Source organism: Collinsella intestinalis (assembly GCF_902364775.2).
In the GTDB taxonomy this organism is placed as follows: domain Bacteria; phylum Actinomycetota; class Coriobacteriia; order Coriobacteriales; family Coriobacteriaceae; genus Collinsella.
This window is the reverse complement of record NZ_CABJEU020000001.1, coordinates 419,799-441,726: the sequence shown is the minus strand read 5'-3', so window position 1 is coordinate 441,726 and position 21,928 is coordinate 419,799. Positions and strand designations below refer to the sequence as shown.

The 21,928-nt window shown below is 62.3% G+C and carries 19 protein-coding genes and 5 tRNA genes; 2 read left to right on the top strand and 22 right to left on the bottom strand.

Features of this window, described 5'->3' with window-relative positions:
• The first annotated feature begins 187 nt into the window (after positions 1-187).
• Complete coding sequence (locus tag FY258_RS01850; protein WP_118102658.1) at positions 188-1,039, top strand: MerR family transcriptional regulator; 852 nt, start codon at positions 188-190, stop codon at positions 1,037-1,039.
• A 158-nt stretch (positions 1,040-1,197) separates the two neighbouring features.
• Entirely contained in the window at positions 1,198-1,968 is a 771-nt protein-coding gene (locus tag FY258_RS01845) for a mechanosensitive ion channel family protein (RefSeq protein WP_118102656.1), read from the top strand.
• 63 nt (positions 1,969-2,031) lie between these two features.
• On the opposite strand, the gene FY258_RS01840 is transcribed toward FY258_RS01845, so the two are convergent.
• From FY258_RS01840 to lysS, 22 genes are all read right to left on the bottom strand, one after another.
• Entirely contained in the window at positions 2,032-3,162 is a 1,131-nt protein-coding gene (locus FY258_RS01840; protein ID WP_147350709.1) for a permease prefix domain 1-containing protein, read from the bottom strand.
• Positions 3,159-3,509, bottom strand: coding sequence for a PadR family transcriptional regulator (locus tag FY258_RS01835; protein WP_006723102.1), 351 nt, complete (start codon positions 3,507-3,509; stop codon positions 3,159-3,161). The genes FY258_RS01840 and FY258_RS01835 overlap by 4 nt, the downstream gene beginning before the upstream one ends.
• Positions 3,510-3,741: 232 nt before the next feature.
• The gene (rplA, locus tag FY258_RS01830; protein ID WP_118102652.1) at positions 3,742-4,452 is read right to left on the bottom strand and encodes a 50S ribosomal protein L1; all 711 of its coding nucleotides are present in this window, start codon (positions 4,450-4,452) and stop codon (positions 3,742-3,744) included.
• Between the two features lie 94 nt (positions 4,453-4,546).
• A complete protein-coding gene (gene rplK / locus FY258_RS01825; RefSeq protein WP_006723104.1) occupies positions 4,547-4,975 on the bottom strand; it encodes a 50S ribosomal protein L11 in 429 nt (142 codons plus the stop codon).
• 123 nt (positions 4,976-5,098) lie between these two features.
• Entirely contained in the window at positions 5,099-5,638 is a 540-nt protein-coding gene (gene nusG, locus FY258_RS01820; protein WP_118102650.1) for a transcription termination/antitermination protein NusG, read from the bottom strand.
• Between the two features lie 4 nt (positions 5,639-5,642).
• Positions 5,643-5,897, bottom strand: coding sequence for a preprotein translocase subunit SecE (secE, locus tag FY258_RS01815; RefSeq protein ID WP_118102649.1), 255 nt, complete (start codon positions 5,895-5,897; stop codon positions 5,643-5,645).
• Between the two features lie 75 nt (positions 5,898-5,972).
• Positions 5,973-6,048 (bottom strand) — tRNA-Trp (locus FY258_RS01810).
• A 13-nt stretch (positions 6,049-6,061) separates the two neighbouring features.
• Positions 6,062-6,211: a 50S ribosomal protein L33 gene (gene rpmG, locus FY258_RS01805; RefSeq protein WP_006720939.1), complete on the bottom strand. Its 150-nt coding sequence runs from the start codon at positions 6,209-6,211 to the stop codon at positions 6,062-6,064.
• Positions 6,212-6,492: 281 nt separating this feature from the next.
• The gene (gene tuf, locus FY258_RS01800) at positions 6,493-7,683 is read right to left on the bottom strand and encodes an elongation factor Tu (protein WP_006723109.1); all 1,191 of its coding nucleotides are present in this window, start codon (positions 7,681-7,683) and stop codon (positions 6,493-6,495) included.
• 96 nt (positions 7,684-7,779) lie between these two features.
• Positions 7,780-7,856 (bottom strand) — tRNA-Met (locus FY258_RS01795).
• Positions 7,857-7,859: 3 nt separating this feature from the next.
• A tRNA-Thr gene (locus FY258_RS01790) sits at positions 7,860-7,935 on the bottom strand.
• A 5-nt stretch (positions 7,936-7,940) separates the two neighbouring features.
• Positions 7,941-8,024, bottom strand: a tRNA-Tyr gene (locus tag FY258_RS01785).
• Between the two features lie 325 nt (positions 8,025-8,349).
• A tRNA-Thr gene (locus tag FY258_RS01780) sits at positions 8,350-8,424 on the bottom strand.
• 47 nt (positions 8,425-8,471) lie between these two features.
• On the bottom strand, positions 8,472-9,161 hold the full coding sequence (locus FY258_RS01775) for an NYN domain-containing protein (RefSeq protein WP_118102647.1): 690 nt from the start codon (positions 9,159-9,161) through the stop codon (positions 8,472-8,474).
• Positions 9,162-9,233: 72 nt separating this feature from the next.
• Positions 9,234-10,160 (bottom strand): 23S rRNA (guanosine(2251)-2'-O)-methyltransferase RlmB, encoded by a 927-nt coding sequence (gene rlmB / locus FY258_RS01770; RefSeq protein WP_118102645.1) that lies wholly within the window; start codon positions 10,158-10,160, stop codon positions 9,234-9,236.
• Positions 10,161-10,362: 202 nt separating this feature from the next.
• On the bottom strand, positions 10,363-11,829 hold the full coding sequence (gene cysS / locus FY258_RS01765; RefSeq protein WP_118102643.1) for a cysteine--tRNA ligase: 1,467 nt from the start codon (positions 11,827-11,829) through the stop codon (positions 10,363-10,365).
• 255 nt (positions 11,830-12,084) lie between these two features.
• Positions 12,085-12,573: a 2-C-methyl-D-erythritol 2,4-cyclodiphosphate synthase gene (ispF, locus tag FY258_RS01760; RefSeq protein ID WP_118102641.1), complete on the bottom strand. Its 489-nt coding sequence runs from the start codon at positions 12,571-12,573 to the stop codon at positions 12,085-12,087.
• A gap of 309 nt (positions 12,574-12,882) precedes the next feature.
• Positions 12,883-13,707 carry an IspD/TarI family cytidylyltransferase gene (locus FY258_RS01755; RefSeq protein ID WP_118102639.1) on the bottom strand — a complete coding sequence of 275 codons (825 nt, stop codon included), beginning with the start codon at positions 13,705-13,707 and terminating at the stop codon, positions 12,883-12,885.
• A gap of 124 nt (positions 13,708-13,831) precedes the next feature.
• Positions 13,832-14,896 (bottom strand): DNA integrity scanning diadenylate cyclase DisA, encoded by a 1,065-nt coding sequence (disA, locus tag FY258_RS01750; RefSeq protein ID WP_118102637.1) that lies wholly within the window; start codon positions 14,894-14,896, stop codon positions 13,832-13,834.
• Between the two features lie 227 nt (positions 14,897-15,123).
• Complete coding sequence (locus FY258_RS01745; protein WP_118102635.1) at positions 15,124-17,754, bottom strand: ATP-dependent Clp protease ATP-binding subunit; 2,631 nt, start codon at positions 17,752-17,754, stop codon at positions 15,124-15,126.
• A 218-nt stretch (positions 17,755-17,972) separates the two neighbouring features.
• Positions 17,973-19,430 (bottom strand): aminoacyl-histidine dipeptidase, encoded by a 1,458-nt coding sequence (locus FY258_RS01740; RefSeq protein WP_118102633.1) that lies wholly within the window; start codon positions 19,428-19,430, stop codon positions 17,973-17,975.
• Between the two features lie 425 nt (positions 19,431-19,855).
• Complete coding sequence (gene lysS, locus FY258_RS01735; protein WP_118102631.1) at positions 19,856-21,841, bottom strand: lysine--tRNA ligase; 1,986 nt, start codon at positions 21,839-21,841, stop codon at positions 19,856-19,858.
• Positions 21,842-21,928: the final 87 nt, after the last annotated feature.

Sequence of the window (21,928 nt, the reverse complement as noted above, 5' to 3'; positions counted from 1 at the left end):
TGCCATCTCGATGCGATTGGGGCGGATTCAAATCACACATGCGTGACTTGCGCCCACTCCCCTTTTTCCTTCTGCGGGCATGGAGCATTTGTGGGTGCTTTGACTCGTACGTTACGTCTGGGTTTTTACTATCGGTGGGTACAACACACGATGAGTCCAAACCAACCGACCCCACGGAGGAGCACAGATGAAAAGCAGCGAGCTTGCACGCATGGCAGGCGTGAGCGTCCGCACCCTGCGGCACTATCACGCCATCGGCCTGCTGCCCGAGCCGCCGCGCGGCGATAACGGCTATCGTGATTACGAGCCCACGCACCTCTTGCGCCTCCTTCGCATCCGTCAGCTGGCCTCGCTCGGTTTCTCGCTCGAGCAAATCGGCCCTATGCTTCAGGACCTCGACGCCGAACGCGCCGAGGGCGACGAGCGCTGTGGTGAGTCCGATCGCTTGCTCGACGACCTCGACAGGCAGCTTCAAGAGCAGATCGCCCAGCTCGAGCGGCAACGCGAGCTCATCGTACGCATCCGCTCCGGCCAGGGCGAGCCCGACTATCCCGCCCGCGCCGCCAGCGCACTCGAGGCGATCGAAGACTTCGAACGTACAAGCCATGGACAGGGCTTTTTGCTCTGCGCACTCACGGGCAACGACAAGACCGCGATGGGCGTGGCGGCGCACCTGTACTCCGATGACGAACTCGCCGAAATCGAACGCATCTTCCACGCCATCCCCGAGCGCGGTCTCACGCAGGAATACCTCCATGTGAGCCGACTCATGGACACGTTGCCAGCTCACGCGAGCGCCGAGCGCCGCGAGGCCGCCATCGAAGCCGGCCTGGCCTTCCTCGAGAAGATCGACGATTGCTTCGACGTCCACAACTGGCTCCGCCCCGACAAGGACTACGAGCTCGTACTCGAGAACATGGCCTCGGCGCACTACAACGATGCTCAGATCGCCGCGTCCGACGAGCTGTTCATGCGATTCACGCGACGCATGGCCGAGCGTTCGGAACGCGGCGGACGCACATCGTCGGCCGAAGCCTAACGCATCCGACATGGCATCCGGGCGGCCGGGGCTTGTCGAGCCGGATTCTGGCCCGGCTCGGCACGCCCCGGCCGCCCGTCATAAAACGCCCGTGATTGGGAACACTCAGTTGTGTGAGAATTCAAATCGAACCCGTTGTACGCACCAGAGGAGTTCCCGTGGAAGGCCTGTTCTCCATCTTCAAAATCCCGCTCGTGCAAAGCTCGCTGTGGGCACTTGCCCTTGCACTCGTAACCGCCGTCGCCGCTCGCGTAGCAACGCGCATCCTCAAGCGCTACCTCAACCAGGAGAGCAATCCCCTGCCCTCCTCCAGCATCATCATCAATATCGCCCGCGGCGTGATCTGGGCGACGGGCATCAGCGTCATCTTGGATGCATGTTTTGGCGTCAACGCCAATGCGCTCGTAGCCGCTCTTGGCGTCGGCGGTATCGCCGTCTCACTCGGCTTCCAAGATACGCTGTCCAACCTCATCGGCGGCTTGCAGGTGACCTTCATGGGCATCGTCAAGCCCGGCGACAATATCGAGGTCGGTGCCGAGGCGGGCGTCGTTCAAGACGTGACCTGGCGTCACACCACCATCCGCGACGCCATGGGGCAAACGGTGATCATCCCCAACTCAATCATTTCGAAGACCGCCCTCGTGCATCTTCTGCCGGCCAACCGCGTGGTTGTCCCGTTCGCCGTACCGCGCGTTGGCGAGGATGGCTGCGCCCATACTCAGCACATGGACGATCTCGCCAAGCAGCTCGCCACCCTGGCGCTCAAAGCCGGCGAGGGCGTCTCCCCCGTCATCGATGGCCCGCGCGTCCTGTTCTCCGAGATCTCGGAGCTCGGTATCAAGGGCAAGATCATCCTGCAGGTCGAGGACACGTCAAAGACCTCTGCCGCTGCGGACGCCATAGTACGCGCAATCGCAGCGCTCGTATAGGAATCAGCGCCCGCGACGCATCACGTCACGGGCGCACTTTTTACATCATGTTTGACTGGGACCCTATCGCCACTCGCGCTCAGCCTTCTCAACCAAGCGCTCCGCGAACTTGCGGGCGTAGAGGTGATCGTCCTTGATCTGACGCCAGCCACTCTCGTTCACCATCTCACGAGAGAGCATGACACCGTAGGCGCCCTGAACGTCATCGCGCGTGAAGACATAGTAGCTTTCATCCATCGGCTCGCCCTGCTCAGCGACAGTGACCTGAATCTCATTTACGAGCGGCATGGTGCTGAACAGCACCGCGACGTTGTAGGCGAGGGTCACATCGACAGAATCGCCATCGTATGCCTCGGGAACTTCACGGTACGCAAGGCTGAGCACGCCCGAGCCCTTCGTGACGTCGATATCCGTGGCAAGATCGCCGAGCGGCAGCGTATGCAACAGAGTCTCAACCGTAGCGGCATCCTCGAGCTTCGTATCGACATAGGGAGTCGCATCGGAGTACGTCGCCCCTACAACCGCGGCAAGCAGCTCATCCCCCGGCTCACCCTCCATCCACGCACGACCATTCTCATCAACGGTGATGGCATTGTCAGCCGCATTCGCATCAGCCCCCTGCGAATTGGAGCTTCCCTGCGGCGAAGGCGAAGGATCGACCTGGACAACGGAGGCCTGGTCCTCCCCGCGCTCTGCCGCATCATCGACACATCCCAACATGAGCTTGGCGCCGATTCCAAGAAGAACAATGAGCGCAAACGCGATCAAGCCGTACTTAAGAACCTTGCCGGTGTCCAAGGTCTTCTCAGGCTGCGGCTCAGGGACAGCCTGTTCCCCAGAGACCTCAACATCCGACACGGGAATAACCTTGGTACCATCGGCCAAAGTAACGTCAGGCTGCGTGCTTTCCTCAGTCTGTACAAAGCTATCTGCCTGAGCGGCGCCCTCGGCCTGTGCGGCCGCAGAAGAGATAGTCGAAGGATCATCAGATGCCATGTCTTCATCGATTTCATCCAGACTCGACATGCTTTGCTTAGTGTGCTCGAGAGCCTCTTCTTCAGAAACACCCTCGGCGATCAAATCCTCGTAGCGGGCAACGAGATTGCCGTAGATCTCTTCTTTTAGCTCGATGTTCTCAGGAGTAAGCACCTTGCCTTCGAACAGGTGCTCAACGTACATGCGAAGCTCATTCATTGTTCGCTCCCATCCATGATCAACAGTCGGTCAATGATTCCACGGACGCGCTCCCAACGCTCAGTTGCCTCGACAAGCTCCTGAGCACCGGCATCCGTCAGCCGATAGTATTTTCGACGCGCGCCCTGCGTCTCGTTTCCCCAAAAGCTCTCAACGAACTTTTGACCCTCGAGACGTTTGAGGCTCGTGTAGAGAGAAGGCTCCTTCATCTCATACTCGCCCAAACTCGCGGTGCCAATCGATTTGAGAATCTCATACCCATAGCTGTCGCCCTTCGACAGTGTTTTGAGAATGATGGCGTCGATATTGCCTCGAATCAGATCGCTCACGGCATCACGGCTCGCCATATCGGTCACCTCCCCTTGCTTGACGTTGAGGTAACTGTATCACACAGTACTATGTCTGTCGATGTACTGTTTCAGATATATATTTAGGAAACACTCAGAGGAGATCGCTCTTCCTGTTAGTCGCATGGGGCATTCCAGATATTCAGCCCGATCTTTGAAGATCTAAAAGAAAAACCCGGCTCGCACGAGGCGAACCGGGTTTCCGAGTCAAATGAGTTAAGCGAAGTATCGCTTAGGCCTCCATGAAGTTGCGCTGGACGGCGGAGTCGACCTTGACGCCAGGGCCCATCGTGGAGGACACAGAGATGCTCTTGACGTACTTGCCCTTGGCGGAAGCCGGCTTGACGCGCAGGATCTCGGTGTAGAGGGCAGCGTAGTTCTCAACGAGCTTCTGCTCATCGAAGGAGACGCGACCCAGCGGAACGTGGCAGATGCCGTAACGGTCGGCACGATACTCAACGCGGCCAGCCTTGAGCTCGGAGACCATCTTGACGACGTCCATGGTCACGGTGCCGAGCTTGGGGTTCGGCATGAGGCCACGGGGACCGAGGATCTTACCGATGCGACCAACCTTGGCCATCATCATCGGGGTGGCGATGGCGGCGTCGAAGTTGATCTCGCCCTTCTGGATCTGAGCGATGAGCTCGTCGGAACCGATGACATCGGCGCCGGCCTCAGCAGCCTGCTCGGCCTGAGCGCCCTCGGCGAAGACGGCGACGCGGACGGTCTTGCCGGTGCCGTGGGGCAGAGAGATGGAGCCACGGATGTTCTGATCGGCCTTACGGGTGTCGATGCCGAGGCGGAAGTGAGCCTCAACGGTCTCGTCGAACTTGGCGTTAGCAAGCTCCTTCACGAGCTTGACGGCCTCGAGCGGCGTGTAGACGGCAGCTCGGTCAACCTTAGCGGCGGCCTCACGGAACTTCTTGCCATGCTTGGTAGCCATGTCATTACCTCCTGTGGTACAAGCGGGAAAACCCTCCCACATCGTTCACGTGCCCTTGTGGCACGAGAGTTACTGAAATGCGATGAGATGCGCGTTACTCGGCGATGGTGACGCCCATGGAGCGGGCGGTGCCGGCAACGATCTTCTTGGCGGCGTCAATGTCGTTGGCATTGAGGTCGGGCATCTTGATCTCGGCGATCTTGGTGAGCTGCTCGTCGGTGAGCTGGCCGACCTTGTCGCGCTGAGGAACGGCGGAGCCGCCCTTAAGACCGAGCTCCTTCTTGATCAGGTGAGCCGCAGGCGGGGTCTTGCACACGAAGTCGAAGGAACGATCCTCGAAGACGGTGATGACGACCGGGATGATGTCACCCATCTTGTCCTGCGTGGCGGCGTTGAAAGCCTGGCAGAACTGCATGATGTTGACCTGGGCGGCACCGAGGGCGGGGCCCACGGGAGGAGCCGGGTTGGCCTTGCCGGCCGGAATCTGAAGCTTGATGACGGTGGCAATCTTCTTCTCTGCCATCTCACACCTTCCTTAACAACGAATGAACGTAAAAAGCTATATATCGTCAGCGCATTCGCGTTAGAAGCACGAGTTCCGATGAGCGGTCGGACTCGAAGCGCGGCACGCGGACAAACACGGAAACTAGGCGATGACCTCAATCTGCTCGAACCCAAGCTCGACCGGCGTCTCGCGGCCAAAGATGAGGAGCGTGACCTTGACCTTGCCCTGCTCGGGCATAACCTCGGAGACCTTGCCGTCGAAGTCGGCGAGCGGACCGTTAGTGACGCGAATCGAAGTATCAACCTCGATATCCACGACAGCGCGCTTGGGAGCGGAAGAACCCTTGTCAGTCTTGCGCATCATCTTGTTGTACTCATCGCGGGAAAGCGGAGCGGGCTTGCCGCTGCCGCCGAGGAAACCGGTGACACCAGGGGTGTTGCGGACGCACGTCCAGGCATCGTCGTCCATCTCCATACGGACGAGGACATAGCCGGGGAAAATCTTGACGTCCTTCTCGTCGCGCTTGCCACCCTCTTTGAGCTCGGTGACATGCTCGGTCGGGATCTGGATATCGAAGATACGATCCTGCATGCCCATGGTCTCGATGCGGTGTTCGAGATCGGATTTGACGCGGTTCTCGTATCCGGAATAGGTGTGAACGACGTACCAACGCTTGGACATCTGCTTACCCCCTCAGGCTTGCGAAGAGCACGAGGCCCTGACCGATGACAAGGTCGAGGAGCGCGATGGTCACACCGACAACGATGAGCGAAGCGCACACCGCGACCGTGTAGTTGACGAGCTCGTTCTTAGTGGGCCACACGACGCGCTTCATCTCGGAGCGCACAGAAGCCAGATACGCCTTGCCGCGAGCGATCAGACCGTGCTTTTTCTCGGTCTTCTTCTGAGCGGACTTCTTGGTGCTCTTGTTGTTGGCCATTGTGGCTTACCTCCGCGCGTTTGCGCCTAGACTTTAGAAAACGTAAGCCTCACGAGGAGGCTTACGATTACAGACTGGCACGCCAGGAAGGACTCGAACCCTCAACAGACGGTTTTGGAGACCGTTGCTCTACCAATTGAACTACTGGCGTGTATGCTTAGAGACTAGCGAGTCTCTTTGTGCAGCGTGTGCTTCTTGCACCAAGGGCAGTACTTCTTGATCTCCATGCGATCAGGCATGTTGGCCTTGTTCTTGGTGGTCGTGTAATTACGACGCTTGCACTCAGTGCAAGCCAGGGTAACCATAGTGCGCATGTATCTAAACCTCCATTTACCGCCCCTACGGGCACGGTCGCTAACATTACCATCGACCATCATGTGATGTCAATGCCAACGGTATTACCGTATCTATTCTGCAAACGAGATTCACAACTTGAACGCAACTCAGAAGAAAGAAAGCGATCAAGGGGCAGCGCAGATACGGGAATGCCGCCTTGCCGAGCCAATCACGAGTGTAAAGGCTGGCAGAAAAAGGACCCGGCACCAATTGCGGCGCCGGGTCCTACAAGTACGCCTAGATCAGCGGGTAACCGAAGTTACTCGATGATGGTGGAGACGATACCGGAACCCACGGTGTGGCCACCCTCGCGGATAGCGAAGCGCAGGCCCTCCTCCATGGCGATCGGGTGGATGAGCTCGCCGGTGATGGTGATGTGGTCACCAGGCATGGCCATCTCGGTGCCCTCGGGCAGACGGACGGAACCGGTCACGTCAGTGGTACGGAAGTAGAACTGAGGACGGTAACCATCGAAGAACGGGGTGTGACGGCCACCCTCGTCCTTGGTCAGGACGTAGATCTCACCGGTGAACTTGGTGTGAGGGGTAACGGAACCCGGCTTGCACAGAACCTGGCCGCGCTCGATCTCCTCGCGCTTGATGCCGCGGAGCAGCAGGCCGACGTTGTCGCCAGCCTCGCAGAAGTCCATGGACTTACGGAACATCTCGATGCCGGTGCAGACCGTGGACTTGGTCTCCTTGATGCCGACGATCTCGACGTTGTCGTTGAGCTTGAGCTCGCCGCGCTCGACACGACCGGTGGCGACGGTACCACGACCGGAAATGGTCATGACGTCCTCGACGGCCATGAGGAAGGGCTTCTCGTTATCGCGCTCAGGCGTGGGGATGTACTCGTCAACGGCATTCATGAGCTCGCGGATGGAGTCCATCCACTTCTCCTCGCCGTTGAGGGCGCCGAGGGCGGAGCCGCGGACGATCGGCAGATCGTCGCCCGGGAACTCGTACTCGGAGAGCAGGTCGCGGGTCTCCATCTCGACGAGGTCGATGAGCTCGTCGTCGTCGACCATGTCGCACTTGTTCAGGAAAACGACGATGTAAGGAACGCCGACCTGACGGGCGAGCAGGATGTGCTCGCGGGTCTGGGCCATCGGGCCGTCGGTGGCGGCGATAACCAGGATAGCGCCGTCCATCTGAGCAGCACCGGAGATCATGTTCTTGACGTAGTCGGCGTGGCCGGGGCAGTCAACGTGAGCGTAGTGACGGCTGGCAGTCTCGTACTCGACGTGGGAGACGGAGATCGTGATGCCGCGCTCGCGCTCCTCGGGAGCCTTGTCGATGTTCTCGAAGGCGGTGAAGTCGGCCTTGCAGCCCTCAGTCTCAGACAGAGTCTTGGTGATGGCGGCGGTCAGGGTCGTCTTACCGTGGTCAACGTGACCGATGGTGCCGATGTTAACATGCGGCTTAGTGCGCTCAAACTTTTCCTTGGCCATGAAGCCCTCCTTCTGGAAAAGGTTGCTCCCTTTTGGAGCAAGTCCCTACTTAACTTAAGCGGCCTCCTCGTTTCCTCGGAAGCCGCCATAGTTACCTGGTAGCGGTGACTGGATTCGAACCAGTGACAACACGGGTATGAACCGTGCGCTCTGACCAACTGAGCTACACCGCCAGATGGAGCCTGCAACCAGACTTGAACTGGTGACCTCTTCGTTACCAACGAAGTGCTCTACCGACTGAGCTATACAGGCCTGACTGGTGGGGATGATAGGACTCGAACCTATGAACCCAGAGGGAGCGGATTTACAGTCCGCCGCAGTTGCCGCTGTGCCACATCCCCAGTCATTGTCAAACTCTCGCACGAAGCTGCATTTTTGCGGTGCTCTGTGCTCGAGCGAAGTGAATAATAGAACGTGGCAAGTAAGCGTGTCAACAAAAGGTTTTATATACACGTGCCCGGGCGTATCGCAATGCAGGTAGATGGCTCAATCTGCTTGTGTTCGACATATGACGACATAGCCCTTTCTCTTTTAAGTCTCAAATCACCAGGTTCTACTTTTGCGTGATGCAGCACTATCCAATTGCCTGTCCGCAATCGAGTTCGATTCCCATCGACTTGTTGAAAAAAGCCCGGTTCCGCTGGGGAACCGGGCTTCTTCATTCTATGGAGCCAGCGACAGGAATCGAACCCGCAACCAACGGATTACAAATCCGTTGCTCTACCGTTGAGCCACGCTGGCACTTTGGGCGCCGCAGGCGCGCAAAGCTTGTTTAGGATAGCCGAGCTCTAACGGCCGCGCAAGGATTGCAGCTTGGCGAGGGATTCGGGGCTCAATCGGCTCCCGAGCGTCAACTTGATGTCCACGTTCTCCTCGCGGGCGCGCTCGAAATCGCGGTTCATATCCTCGATCTCCTCCACGAGCATACGAGCCGAGACGCGCGTCACGCCATGGCCCATGACGGTTGCCTGGATCATCGCGTCGCTTGTCACCACCGAGCAGGCCCTCCCCTCCTCGCGCGCACGGGTGCACAGATCCTGGATCACCGTATCTGCCGTCACGCCTGTGGGTGAGAACTCGATGCGCACGCCGCCCTGCGGAAGATTCGGGCGATCGGGCGACACGTTGCCCGCGGCGTCGAACACCACGACCGCCTCGTACTGTCGGCCCGCAAACGCGGCCACGTCGCCGATCAGGGCCGTTCTGGCGCGCTCATACACATCGCTGGAATAAGGGTGATCGCCGCGGTCGAACATGAGCCGCTCGTACTTCGGCGTGGCGTGGATGACGTTGTAACCGTCGACCACGAGCAACTCCTTCTTGCCCGAGCGAGCGCCGCGAGGCGGCACGGGCGTGCTCGAAGCGCCGAGACCTGCGAACGCATTGCCCACACCATAGGTGCTGGCATCGACGATCGGCTTGGCCGAACCTTCGCCAAAACGCTTGGCCTTTGACTTCTGTCGATTCTTCTTCGTCACGACCCGTTTCCTCTACTTCCGTTCGGAGATCTCCGGTGTCTGCAAATTTTACGCCCGCGATATGGGGCGCTCCTAGGCTAGTGAGTCGCGGTTGCGGCGCATCCATTCGAAGCACAGGGCCGTGGCGGCCTGCGCGACATTGAGGCTCTCGGTCTCCCCGCGCTGCGGCAACTTGGTGGTGAAGTCACAGGTATCGAGCACCAGTCGGGAGATACCGTCGCCCTCCGACCCCATGACGAGCGCCACGCGGCCCTCAAACGGGGCATCCCAGCACACATCCTCCGCGTGCTCGGTGGCGCCGCCGACCCAAAATCCGGCGGACTTGAGGTCCTCGAGAGCACGGGCAATGTTGGGAACCTGCGCAATGGGCAGGTGCATGACGGCTCCTGCGGAGGTCTTGTACGTTGCGACGGTGACCTCGGCCGACCGCTTGTTGGGAAGCACCACGCCGGCCGCACCCACAACCTCGGCAGAGCGCACGATGGCGCCGAAGTTGCCGGCGTCGGTGACATGGTCGAGCACCACCACGAGTGCGGGCGCATCGGCCGGTGCGGCGGCGATGATATCGGAGAGGTCGGCATAGGGGAACTTGCCAACCTCGAGAACGATGCCTTGATGTGCGCCGTGGCTCGAGATCGCATCGAGCTGAGTGCGGGGCACACTCTTGACGCTCACGCCCGCCTTGCCAAGGCCGGCGAGCAAGTCGCGGATGGCCGGCTCGTTCTCCACACCCTGCGCGATCAGCGCGCGCTTGATGGGAAAGCCGGTTCGCAGCGCCTCAAACGCGGCACGGCGCCCCTCGATGTAATTACCCTCGGCGGCGTGGACGTCGCGGCGCTGAGGCGCTGCGGTCTGCTGGGTCCGAGACGCCTGAGGCATGCGCTGCTGGGCCGTAGACCTAGCCCCGCGTCCCTGCGCGCCCTTCGCGCGGGCATCGGCCCCGCGCCTCGGCTTTCCCTGATTATCGCCGCCCTTTTGCGGGCGCTTCTTCTGTGCCATCTCGGCCCCTTTCAAAGCGATTCACTCGCTGACATTGTCACATCTCGGTGCGCAAAATGCACCCGTCCCCCACGCCCGCGCGCTCATAACACACGCACGCCGCACCCGGGCACCCCGGATGCGGCGCGACATTTCACGTTGGCGCTCACCTCAATGTGGAGACTGACCCAATGTGGGGACTGACCCCACATTGAAGCGCGGATTAGGCCCGCTTGATACGCGAGCCGGCGGCGGTGTCCTCGATGGCGAGGCCAAGCTCCTTCAGGCGATCGCGGATGGCGTCGGCGGTGCCCCAGTCCTTGGCGGCACGAGCGGCAGCGCGGGCGGCAAGGATGGCCTCGGCGGCCGCATCCACGTCATCGCCCTCGAAGCCCACGAGCTCGGCGGCCACGCCTGCGAGCTCGGCGGGCAGCGGCTCCTCGATCACGGGAAGCTCGACACCCAGCTGCGCGAGCGCACCGCTGATGACGGCAGCGCAGACGCGCGCGGCGTCCTCGTCCACGGCGCCGGCGGCCTGCTCGAGATACTTGTTGGCCTCGGTCACGAGCTGGAAGTAGGCGGCCACGGCGCCGGCGGTGTTGAAGTCGTCATCCATGCAGGCCTCGTAGTCGGCGGCGGCCTTTTCCATGGCGGCGGTCAGCGCATCGGCGAGCTCGGCGTTCGGCTCCCCCTCCGCGTGGTCGGCCGCCCACTTGAGGTTGCGGCAGGTGCCCGCGATGCGCGCGAGCGAGTTCTCGGCGCCCTCAAGGCGCTCCCAGGAGAAGTCGAGCGGGCTGCGGTAGTGGGTCTGCAGCATGAGCAGGCGAAGGGCGGCGGCGGAGTGCTTCTCGAGCACCTCGGCCAGGGTGAAGAAGTTGCCCAGGCTCTTGCTCATCTTCTCGCCGTCGACGAGCAGCATGCCCGTGTGCATCCAGGTGTTGGCAAAACCCTCATGCCAGGCGCAGGTGGCCTGGGCGCACTCGTTCTCGTGATGCGGGAAGGCGAGGTCGGAACCGCCGCCGTGGATGTCGATGGGGGTGCCCAGATAGCGGTGCACCATGGCGGCGCACTCGGTGTGCCAGCCGGGACGGCCCTCGCCCCACGGGCTCTTCCAGGAAGGCTCGCCGGGCTTGGCGGCCTTCCACAGGGCGAAGTCCAGCGGGTCGCGCTTGTCCTCGTTCTCCTCGATACGGGCGCCCACCATGAGGTCGTCGATATTGCGGCCGGAGACCTCACCGTAAGATGGGTCGCTGCGCACGGAGAAGTACACGTCGCCGTTGTCGGCCGCATAGGCGTGACCGCCCTCGATCAGCGTCTTGATCATGCCGATCATGGCGCCGATCTCCTTGGTGGCGCGGGGGCGCACATCCGGGTCGAGCACGTTGGCGGCGCGCATGACACCGATGAACTTGTCGGAGAACTCGGTGGCGACCTCCTCGGCGGTGCGACCCTGCTCGTTGGCGCGGTTGATGATCTTGTCATCCACGTCGGTGAGGTTCTGGGCGAACGTCACCTCGTAGCCGCTCGCGATCAGCCAGCGGCGGATCACGTCGAAGCTGATGAAGGTGCGGGCGTTGCCGATGTGGATGTTGTCGTAGACGGTGGGGCCGCACACGTACATGCGGACCTTGCCCTCCTCGATGGGACGGAAGTCCTCTTTTTGATGAGTGGCGCTGTTGTAGATCTTCATGGGTATCTCCTCCGGGGCGGGGCGGGGCATATCATCCGTGCTCAAACAGTCCTGGCTCGCACGAAGCGCCCACGGGACGCTTCGGCTCATGCGCAAACTGCGCGCGGACGATATGCCCCGCCTCGACCACATCGTTGTCTTCCTTGCATAGTCTATACGAGCGGGCTACCTTGCAGAAGCGCAGACTTCTACCTCATCGGGCGCGGGGATACGCCCGGGATAGGGCAAAGCGACGGGCCGCCGCGGGCACTTCTGTTAGCTACATCGCTCGAGGAGGCAAACGGACCAGGCGCCTATGCCCTCGCCTTCGCCCTCCCAACCGAGCTTTTCGGTGGTCGTGGCCTTGACGCCGATGTTTTCGACCGGGCAGCCGATGGCGCGGGCCAAATTCTCGCGCATGGCCTCGCGGTGTGGACCGATCTTGGGCTCCTGACAAGCGATAGTGCAATCGGCATCGATGAACTCGTAGCCCAAGCCGCGGGCATGCTCCATCACCGCGGCGAGGAGCTTGAGCGAATCGGCCCCGGCGTAGGCCGGGTCCGTATCGGGGAAGAGTTTGCCAATGTCGCCACCACGGCAAGCGCCCAAGATGGCGTCGGCCAGGGCGTGCGCGAGCACGTCGGCGTCACTGTGGCCGAGCAGGCCCTTGCTGTGCGGGATATCCACGCCACCGATGATGCAGCGGCGCCCCTCCACCAGGCGGTGTACGTCGTATCCATGGCCAATGCGCAGATTCGATGCCATGCTGCCCCCCATTTCACAAAATGCACGGACTAAGGATATACCCTGCGACGCTTTTTCGTTTCAAATCGAAAGCTCGGCGATCGCTCGGCGTCTTCTTGAGGTTTTTCGTATCACTTTTGAGAAATCCCGGATAGTCCGCCATTTCAGGCAGTCGCAAGCTGCGGTTTTGCCCTGGAAATCGAAGGCCTACTTCAAGATATCGAAATACGATACGAAAAACCTCAACAAGCACTCTCCAGCTCAACATCGAACGCCGCGGAAGCGCTTACATCGAAAGAGCAGCCCGCAAAACCGAACGCATCGCCATGGTCACCCACGAAGTCGGGCGCGCAGAGCCGCCTCGACCGGCGCCAGATCCTCGGGCAACGTAACCTTGAGGTTGTCGCGCGGGGCCTCGAACCCGCACACGCGGCCGCCCATCCCCTCGACCAGAGATGCGTCATCGGTGCCCACAAAACCCGTGCGATCGACCCATTCATATGCTCTGATCAGGGATTTAGTCCAAAAGACCTGCGGAGTCTGCACTGTCCAGAACCGAGCGCGCGGCGGGGTCTCTACAAAGCAGCCGGCCTCATCGATGACCTTAAGCGTGTCGACCGCAGGCTGACCGCACACCACACCGTCAAGAGCATGCCCCCGACGAAAGTCGGCGGCAGTCGAGCAGGCGCTCTTCTCCGCGGGATTACCAGCAGCCTCGGCGTCCCCCGCATCCACAAGGGCATCCGGCCCCGCATCATCTCCGGCAATCAGCGCCTCGATGGCGGCGTCGATGGTCTCGGGCAAAATCAGCGGACGGGCGGCGTCGTGCACGAGCGCGATCTCGCAGTCGGCCGGAACTGCAAACAAGCCGTTGCGGGTTGAATCCTGCCGCTCGGCGCCAGAGGGCGCGAACGCGATGGCCGTCGAGAACGAATACGGTTCGACGGCGCGGCGCTGCATTTCATCGGACTTATCGGGTGGGCACACCACAACAATGCGCGACACGCGTTCGGCCGCGTCAAACGCCTCGAGCGTCCAGGTAATGAGCGGCTTACCGGCGACTTCGATCAACAGTTTTCCGCCCGGATTGCCAAAACGCGTACCCGAACCGCCCGCCACGATAATCGCGCAGGCGCGCGTCATGTCCTCGGCCATGCTTCCCTCCCCTTCAACGCGAAAGAGGCGCACCCGCGCCCCTCTCGCACTCTTCATCGATCAAACCCGTACACCCCGACCCCATGCGAGGCCAACGGAGCGCACAGCCCAGCACCCGAGGACCTTAAGCCTCGCGCTTGCTGCCATGCATCCGCGCGAGCGAATCCGCGAGAATCGCAGGGTTGTTGACGCCGAAATTGCCCAAGCGGTCAGGATCGTTCTTGATGTCATCCATAAGATCCTGCAGCGAACCGTACTCATCCACGATGCGCTCTGCCACACCGTCGCGCACGACGGATACGCGCGACAAGGTGCGCAGACCAAGCGGGGACATGACGGAGTCCTCGTCGAGGTCCTCAAAGCCAAGGGCCATGGCGACCTTGCTGGGACTCGTGAGGTCCTGGGCCGACATCGACGAAAACACCTGTCGCACGCGCTCGGCATTCTCCTCGGAGGCATCGGCCGCATAGTCGCGAATCATGAGGCTGTATTCGGTCTCCATACCGGCGCCGGCGAGCTGCTCAAGCTGCATCTGCACGAGCTTTCCCTGGTTGCCCAACTTGGCAATGCAGTTCTGGAGCTCCACCTTGGCCTGCTCCATGATCTCGAAGCTCGAAAAGATGCTCGTGATATCGGCCAGCGTGACGTAGTCGTCCAGCTCGAGTGCCGTGAGGCGCAGGAGCGACCGGTCGAGCGAGGAGCGCGTGGTCTGCAGCGTGGAAACGAGCTGGTTCACCGAGCTCATGATCTCGGTCACCGGCTGAATCTGATAGGACTTACCATCCACATAGACGTTCACCACGCCGCGGCGCTCGGACACCGAGATAATCGTGGCGTCGGTGAGCACGCTCATGCGGGCCGCAGTGCGATGGCGCATGCCCGTCTCGTTCGTGGAGAGCGAGGGATCCGGATTCAGGTGGAAGTTGGCGCGCAGGATCTTGTTGAGTCCGCCGTCGATGACGATCGCGCCATCCATCTTGGAGAGCTCGAAAAGTCGGTTGCTCGTGAAGGAAATGTTCAGCGGAAAGCCATCGTTGCCGGCGGCAAGCACGGCCTCGGTATCGCCCACGCAGATGAGCGCGCCGATGTGGCCCGCGATGATCATATCGAGGGCGGTCCTCAGCGGTTGCCCCGGGGCGGTGAGGCGGACGGCCTCTTTCATGCGCTCGTCGGTGCTTTTCTGTTCCACGGCGGACCTCCCTTGTTTCTCGCTCATTTTATTGTCGCACGAATCGCAGGGCCCTCTTCAGATTTGCAGAAAAGTTACGATGCCACCACGCCTGCGGAACGAAAGGGTCAGACAGACGCGGTTGACGGCTGGGTCAGACGAGCCGACTGCAAAGCGGCCGGCCGGAAATCTATCCGACTGGCCGCTCGAGGCTCGCAATTTCACATGACTCAGCGCGCGCCGATGACTCAGTGCGCGCCGGCGCCCGATTGGACGAGCCCACCGGAGGTGCTTGCGGTGCGCGGGGCGCTCGTGGAGCGGCGCGGCGCTGAGGCGTCAAAACCCGCACCAAGCTCACCGATCGCACGAGGAGCGGGGATTTCGCCGGCAACGTGGGTGAACACAAGCTCGCCGTCGGCAAGGTCGCACTGGACCGTATCGCCCGCGGACCACTCGCCCGCCAGCAGCTCCTCGGACAGCGGGTCCTCAATGAGGCGCTGGATGGCACGGCGCAGCGGACGAGCGCCATTGGTAAGGTCGGTACCCTCGCGCACGATCTTGTCGAGCGCGGCGTCGGTCACCACGATATTCATCCCGTTGGCGATCAAGCGCTGGCGCAGGTCGTCGACGAGCAGCTCGGCGATGCGCGTGAGGCTCTCCCCGGCGAGCTTCTGGAACACCACGATATCGTCCACGCGGTTGATGAACTCGGGGCGGAACAGGCGCTTGAGCTCCCCCATCGCACGGCCGCGGATCTCGTCGGCGGTAAGACCGGCCTCCCCCGTGGTGCCAAAGCCCACGCTCGAATCCTGCGCGATCTCGCGGGCTCCCACGTTGCTCGTCATGATGACGACCGTGTTGCGGAAATCAACGGTCTTGCCCTGGCTGTCGGTCAGGCGGCCCTCGTCGAGCACCTGCAGCAGGATGTTGAAGATATCGGGATGCGCCTTCTCGATCTCGTCGAACAGCACGACCGAGTAGGGGTTTCGGCGCACGGCCTTGGTGAGCTGGCCGCCCTCCTCGTGACCCACGTAGCCCGGGGGCGAACCGATGAGCTTGGAGACCTCGTACTGGCTACCGAACTCGGACATGTCGAAGCTGATGAGCGCGTCTTTGCTGCCGAACAGGTACTCGGCGAGCGTCTTGGCGAGCTCGGTCTTGCCGGTGCCCGTGGGACCGAGGAAGATGAAGGAACCGCCGGGACGACGCGGGTCCTTGAGCGGGCTGCGGCTGCGCCGGATCGCCTTCGCGACGGCGGCGACGGCCTCGTCCTGCCCGATGATGCGCGTCTTGAGCGCGCCCTCGCAGGCGAGCAGGCGACGGCTCTCGTCCTCCGTGAGCGACGAGACGGGCACACCCGAGGTCACCGAGACGATGTCGGCGATCTGGGGCACATCGATGACAACCGGGCTCGCATCAAGCTCGGCGTTCCAGGCGGCACGGGCCTCGCCCAGGGCGATCTCGGCAGCCTGCTGCTGTTCCTTGGCCTCGGCGGCGCGGTTCATGTCGTCCGCGGCGCTCGCCTCCTCGACGGTGGCCTTGAGCTCGACCACGCGGGCCTCGGCCTCGCGCACGGGCTCGGGCGCCTTGTTGCGCGCGATGCGAGCGCGGGCGCCGGCCTCGTCGATGAGGTCGATCGCCTTGTCGGGCAGGAAGCGGTCCTGGATGTAGCGGGCCGAGAGGCTCGCCGCCGCCTCAAGGGCCGCCTGCGTGTAGCGGACGTGGTGGTGCTCCTCATATTTGGGCGCGAGCTTGGTAAGGATCGCCACGGTGTCGGGCACGCCCGGCTCGTCCACGTCGATGGCCTGGAAACGGCGCTCGAACGCCGGGTCCTTTGCCAGGTACTTGCGGAACTCCTCGGCGGTGGTGGCGCCGATAATCTGGAAGGCGCCGCGCGCGAGGACCGGCTTGAGCATGGAGCTCGCGTCGATTGAGCCCTCCGCGGAGCCCGCGCCGATCAGCGTGTGCATCTCATCGATGAACAAGATGATGTCGTCGGCCTCGGTGGCCTCCGCTATCACGCTCTTCAGGCGCTCTTCGAACTCGCCGCGATATTTTGCACCGGCCACCAGCCCGGGCAGGTCGAGCGTCCAGATGTTTTGACCCATGAGGTTCTCGGGGACGTTGCCGGCGGAGATCTCCTGCGCCAGGCCCTCGACGATGGCGGTCTTGCCCACACCAGGGTCACCCAGGATGAGCGGGTTGTTCTTGGTACGGCGAGAAAGGATCTCCATCATGCGGGAGATCTCCTTCTCTCGGCCGATGACCGGATCGAGCTTGCCCTCGCGCGCCTCCTGCGTGAGGTTGGTGCCGAACTGCGCGAGCACGCTCTCCGGCTTGCCACCGGTCTGGCCCTGCGCTCCGCCGCCGAAGAACGGCAGGCCCGCACCCGGACGACCGGAGCCGGCGCCCGCCAGGGGACGCTGCTTGCCCTGGTCCTTGGCCGTGAGCTTCTCCACGGCACCGCGGACGCTCGCACCCGAAACGCCCAGGCGGCGCAGGATGTCCACGGCCAGGCCGTTGCCCTCGCTCACAATGGCGAGTAGCAGGTGCTCCGTGGAGACATAGGTCTGGTTGTTCTCGCGCGCCAGGCGGAAGCTCTTCTCCATCACCGAGATGACGAGCGGCGTGAATGCGAGCTTGGCGTCCTCGGGCTCAGGCTCCGAAGGTGCGGCCTTATGGATCTCGTTCAGCTGCTCGAGGATGTCGTCGTACGTGATCTCGAGATCGCGCAGGGCCTCGGCCGCCACGCCCTCTTGCTCCTTGGCCAGGGCGAGCAGCAAATGCTCGGTGCCGACCTTGGAGGTCTTGAGCGCTCGAGCCTCCTCTTTCGCAAGCGACATGACCTTGCGCGCTCGATCGGTGAATCGGTCCAACATGCGTCTACCTCGTTTATGCTCGTGGCGTGTTATCGAAAAACGTGTACCCAATGGCGCACCATGATAACCGATTGAGGTCAAAACGCGACATCTGACGCAAGGAACAGCACCGCTGCTCGCGCCCATATCGAATAAAGCCCGCAGCGAACTTCATCGCTGCGGGCCTTTCGCATCCCTAGGGAAGACGGCTCAGTTTGTACCTGTCCCCAATTGAGACATTAGGCGGCGAGGCGCTTGAGCACGTCGACGAGCAGGGTGTAGAAGCGCTCGGAGGAGGCGAGCTCCATGGACTCATCGGGCGTGTGAACGTCCTTCAGGGTCGGACCGACGGCGATGGCGTCCAGGCCGTCGAGGGCCTCGGCGAACAGACCGCACTCAAGGCCCGCGTGGATGGACTCGATGCGAAGCTCGGCGTCGAACAGCTCGCGGTAGCTCTCGAGGAAGACGTCACGCACCGGGGAGTGCTCGGCGTAGCTCCAGCCCGGGTACTCGAACTCGAACTTGGCGTCGAAGCCCAGGACGTCGGCGAGGGTCTGCAGGCGATCCTTGAACTCCTCCTGCAGAGAGGTGATGGAGGAACGCGGAGACAGCAAGATCTTGGCCTCGTCATCGGACGTGGCGACAACGCCGATGTTGGAGGAGACGTCAACGGCACCGTCGGCCGCCAGGTTGCGGCGCATCACGCCGTTGGGGGCGAGGCGGATGGCGCGCACAAAGGCGAGCGCGGTGTCCTCGTTGATGGCCTCGACCTCGGCGTCATCGGCAATTACGACATCGCAGGTGAAACCGGGGTCGTAGGTCTCGAGCTCGGCGGCGACCTTCGCGGCGATCTCGCGGGCGAGCTCAGCGCCCGCCTCGGCGGCGGCGTGATCGGCGTAAACGAGCTCGACCTTGCACTCGCGGTTGATGGCGTTGTCCTTGGTGCCGCCGTTGAAGCTCACCAGGGCAGGCTCACCAGCGATCATGAGGCGCTCGACGATGCGGGCCATGATGAGGTTGCCGTTGCCGCGCTCGAGGTGGATGTCGGCACCGGAGTGACCGCCAAGAAGGCCGGAGATCTCAAGCGTGAGGACGCTGCCGGACTTGTGCTCGCGCGTGATGGGTCGGGTGTAGGTAACAACGACGCCGCCGGCGCAGCTGACGGTGGCCACGCCCTCCTCCTCGGAGTCGAGGTTGATCATGGTGCGGGCGTCGATCTGGGACTTGTCGAGGGTCTCGGCGCCCACGAGGCCGGACTCCTCGTCGGTAGTGAAGACGCACTCGAGGGCCGGATGGGCCAGGGAGTCGTCATCGAGCACGGTGAGCATGAGCGCGACCGCAATGCCATTGTCGGCGCCCAGGGTGGTGCCGTTGGCGGTGAGGACACCGTCGGTCACCACGAGGTCGATGCCGTCCTTGGTGAAATCGTGCTCGACGGAGCCGAGCTTGTCGCACACCATATCGATGTGGCCCTGCAGTATGACGGCGGGCTTGTCCTCGGCACCGGCGGAGGCGGCCTTCTTGATGATCACGTTATGGACATCATCCTGATAGACCCACAGGCCGTGGTCCTTGGCGAACGCCACCAGGTAATCGCTGATCTGCTTCTCGTTACCGGACTCGCGCGGAATGGCGCTGATCTCCTCGAAGTAATGGAACAGCTTGGCGGGCTCATAGCCGGTGATCTTGTAGTCCATGGGTGCCTCCTTGGCGCATCTGGTACGGACATTAGGCATACGGCTTATATATTCCCAGAGTTCAGCCGAGGAAACCAGTCCGCACTCGACGAGAGGCCCCTCGCTCACGTCCGACGGGCGAAATCGGCCCCAGCCAGCGTTGGGGCGACCGCAACCAGCCCCGGTCCGGCTGCAGCCGACCCCATCCTTCATCGAGACATAACAAAAGTCACGTTTCCAGGGGCGGAAACGTGACTTTCATTTGACTTCGGTCGGCGTTCGGAGGCCATTCGGCACCCAGAGCCAACCTCAAGTATCCAGCGTCAGCCTCAAGCATCCGTCGGCGGCCTCAATTTAGGGACTGTCCCTAAATTGAGTTGTGGGGACTGTCTCAGAATTGGGGCAACCTGCAGGGGGCAGCTGTTCGCCAGGACGGCAAAACTAACCTAGTACAGCTTGGCGCCCGCCGGGATGGAATCATCCACGATCAGCACGTTGAGGCGCTCAGGAGTCTCGTCGCCCTCGGCCTCGGCGTGCACGGCGGAAATGATCATGCCGCAGCTGGGGATGCCCATCATCTTGCGCGGAGGCAGGTTGGTGATGGCGATGAGCGTCTTGCCGATCAGGTCCTCCGGCTCGTAGTAGTCATGAATACCGGAAAGGATCGTGCGGTCGGTACCGGAGCCGTCGTCCAGGGTGAAGTTCAGCAGCTTCTTGGACTTGGGAACGGCCACGCAGTCCTTGACCTTCACGGCGCGGAAGTCGCTCTTGGCAAAGGTATCGAAGTCGACGAAATCCTCGAACAGCGGCTCGACGACCACCTTGGAGTAGTCGTTCGTGGGCTTCATGGGCGTGAGGAACGGGCTCGCGGCACCCGCGGCCTCGGCCATCTGGGCGGCCTTGGCAGCAGCGGCGCCGGACTTGGAGCCCTTCTCGGGCTTCATGTGCGGGAACAGCAGGACGTCGCGGATGGACGTGGAGTTGGTGAGCAGCATGACCACGCGGTCGATGCCGATGCCGATGCCGCCCGCCGGGGGCATGCCGTACTCGAGGGCGCGCACGTAGTCCTCGTCGTACTCCATGGCCTCGTCGTCGCCGCCGGCCTTCTCCTCCATCTGCGCGGCGAAGCGCTCGGCCTGGTCGACCGGGTCGTTGAGCTCGGAGAACGCGTTGGCGTACTCGTGGGCGGCGATGAAGAGCTCGAAGCGGTGCGTGAGGCGCGGGTCGTCCTCGTGACGCTTGGCCAGCGGGGAAACCTCAACGGGGTAATCCACGACGAAGGTCGGGTTGATGAGGATGGCCTCGCCCAGCTCGTCGAACAGCTCGGCAATGAGCTTACCGGCGGTCCACTCGGGCTTGTACTCGATGTCGTGCTCGTCGCAGGCGGCGCGAAGCTCCTCGACGGGCGTATCGATGGTGATGGTGCGGCCCAGAACCTCGGAAACGACGTCGGTCATGGGGCGAGACGGCCACGGGGAGAACAGGTCGATGGCCTGGCCCTGGTAGTCGATCATGCCCTCCAGGCCAATGGCACGCGCGGCGGCCTTGATGACGCCCTCGGCGAGCTCCTTCATGCCCTCGAGGTCGGAGTAGGCGCGATAGGCCTCCATGGTCGTGAACTCGGGGTTGTGGGTAAGGTCCATACCCTCGTTACGGAAGATGCGGCCGATCTCGAACACGCGCTCATAGCCGCCCACGAGCAGGCGCTTGAGATGCAGCTCGGTGGCGATACGCAGGTAGTTCTCCTGGTTGAGCGCGTTGAAGTGCGTGATGAACGGCTTGGCCGTGGCGCCGCCCTGAATGGACTGCAGGATGGGGGTCTCGACCTCCATGTAGCCGTTGTCCTCCATGTAGCGGCGGAAGGCGGAGACGATGGCGGAGCGCTTGCGGAAGGTCTCGCGCACGTCCTCGTTCACGATGAGGTCGACGTAGCGCTGACGGTAACGGGTCTCCTTGTCGGAAAGGCCGTGGAACTTCTCGGGCAGCGGACGGACCGCCTTGGAGAGCAGCTGGGCGGTGCGCGGAGCGACGGAGAGCTCGCCGCGCTTGGTGCGCGTCACCTGGCCGGTCGCCTGGACGATATCGCCGAGGTCGAGCTCCCTCAGAACCTCCCAGGACTCCTCCTCCACATCGTTCACGCGGCAGAAGAGCTGGATGTCGGCGGAGGGGTCGCGCACGACGATGAACATGATCTTGCCCTGACCACGCTTGGCCACGACACGACCGCCGATGGTGACGGTCTCGGAGGCGACCTCCTCGTTGGCGAGATGCTCATAACGGTCGAGCAGGTCGGCGGCGTGATCGGTCACGGAAGAACGCTCCGGGTAGGGATTCTTGCCAGCGGCGTACAGGGCGGCGCGGTCGGCGAGGCGACGGGCGCGCTCGTCGTTCAGGATGTTGGCGGGCTCGGCGGCTTCGAGGTTCTCGGCCATCTCGGTGACTCCTCTCGTGGTGCCGGACCGTGGCCCGGCTGTTCTTCGACACGGCAATCGCTCATCAAGCGTACCGTGAAGGGGCTT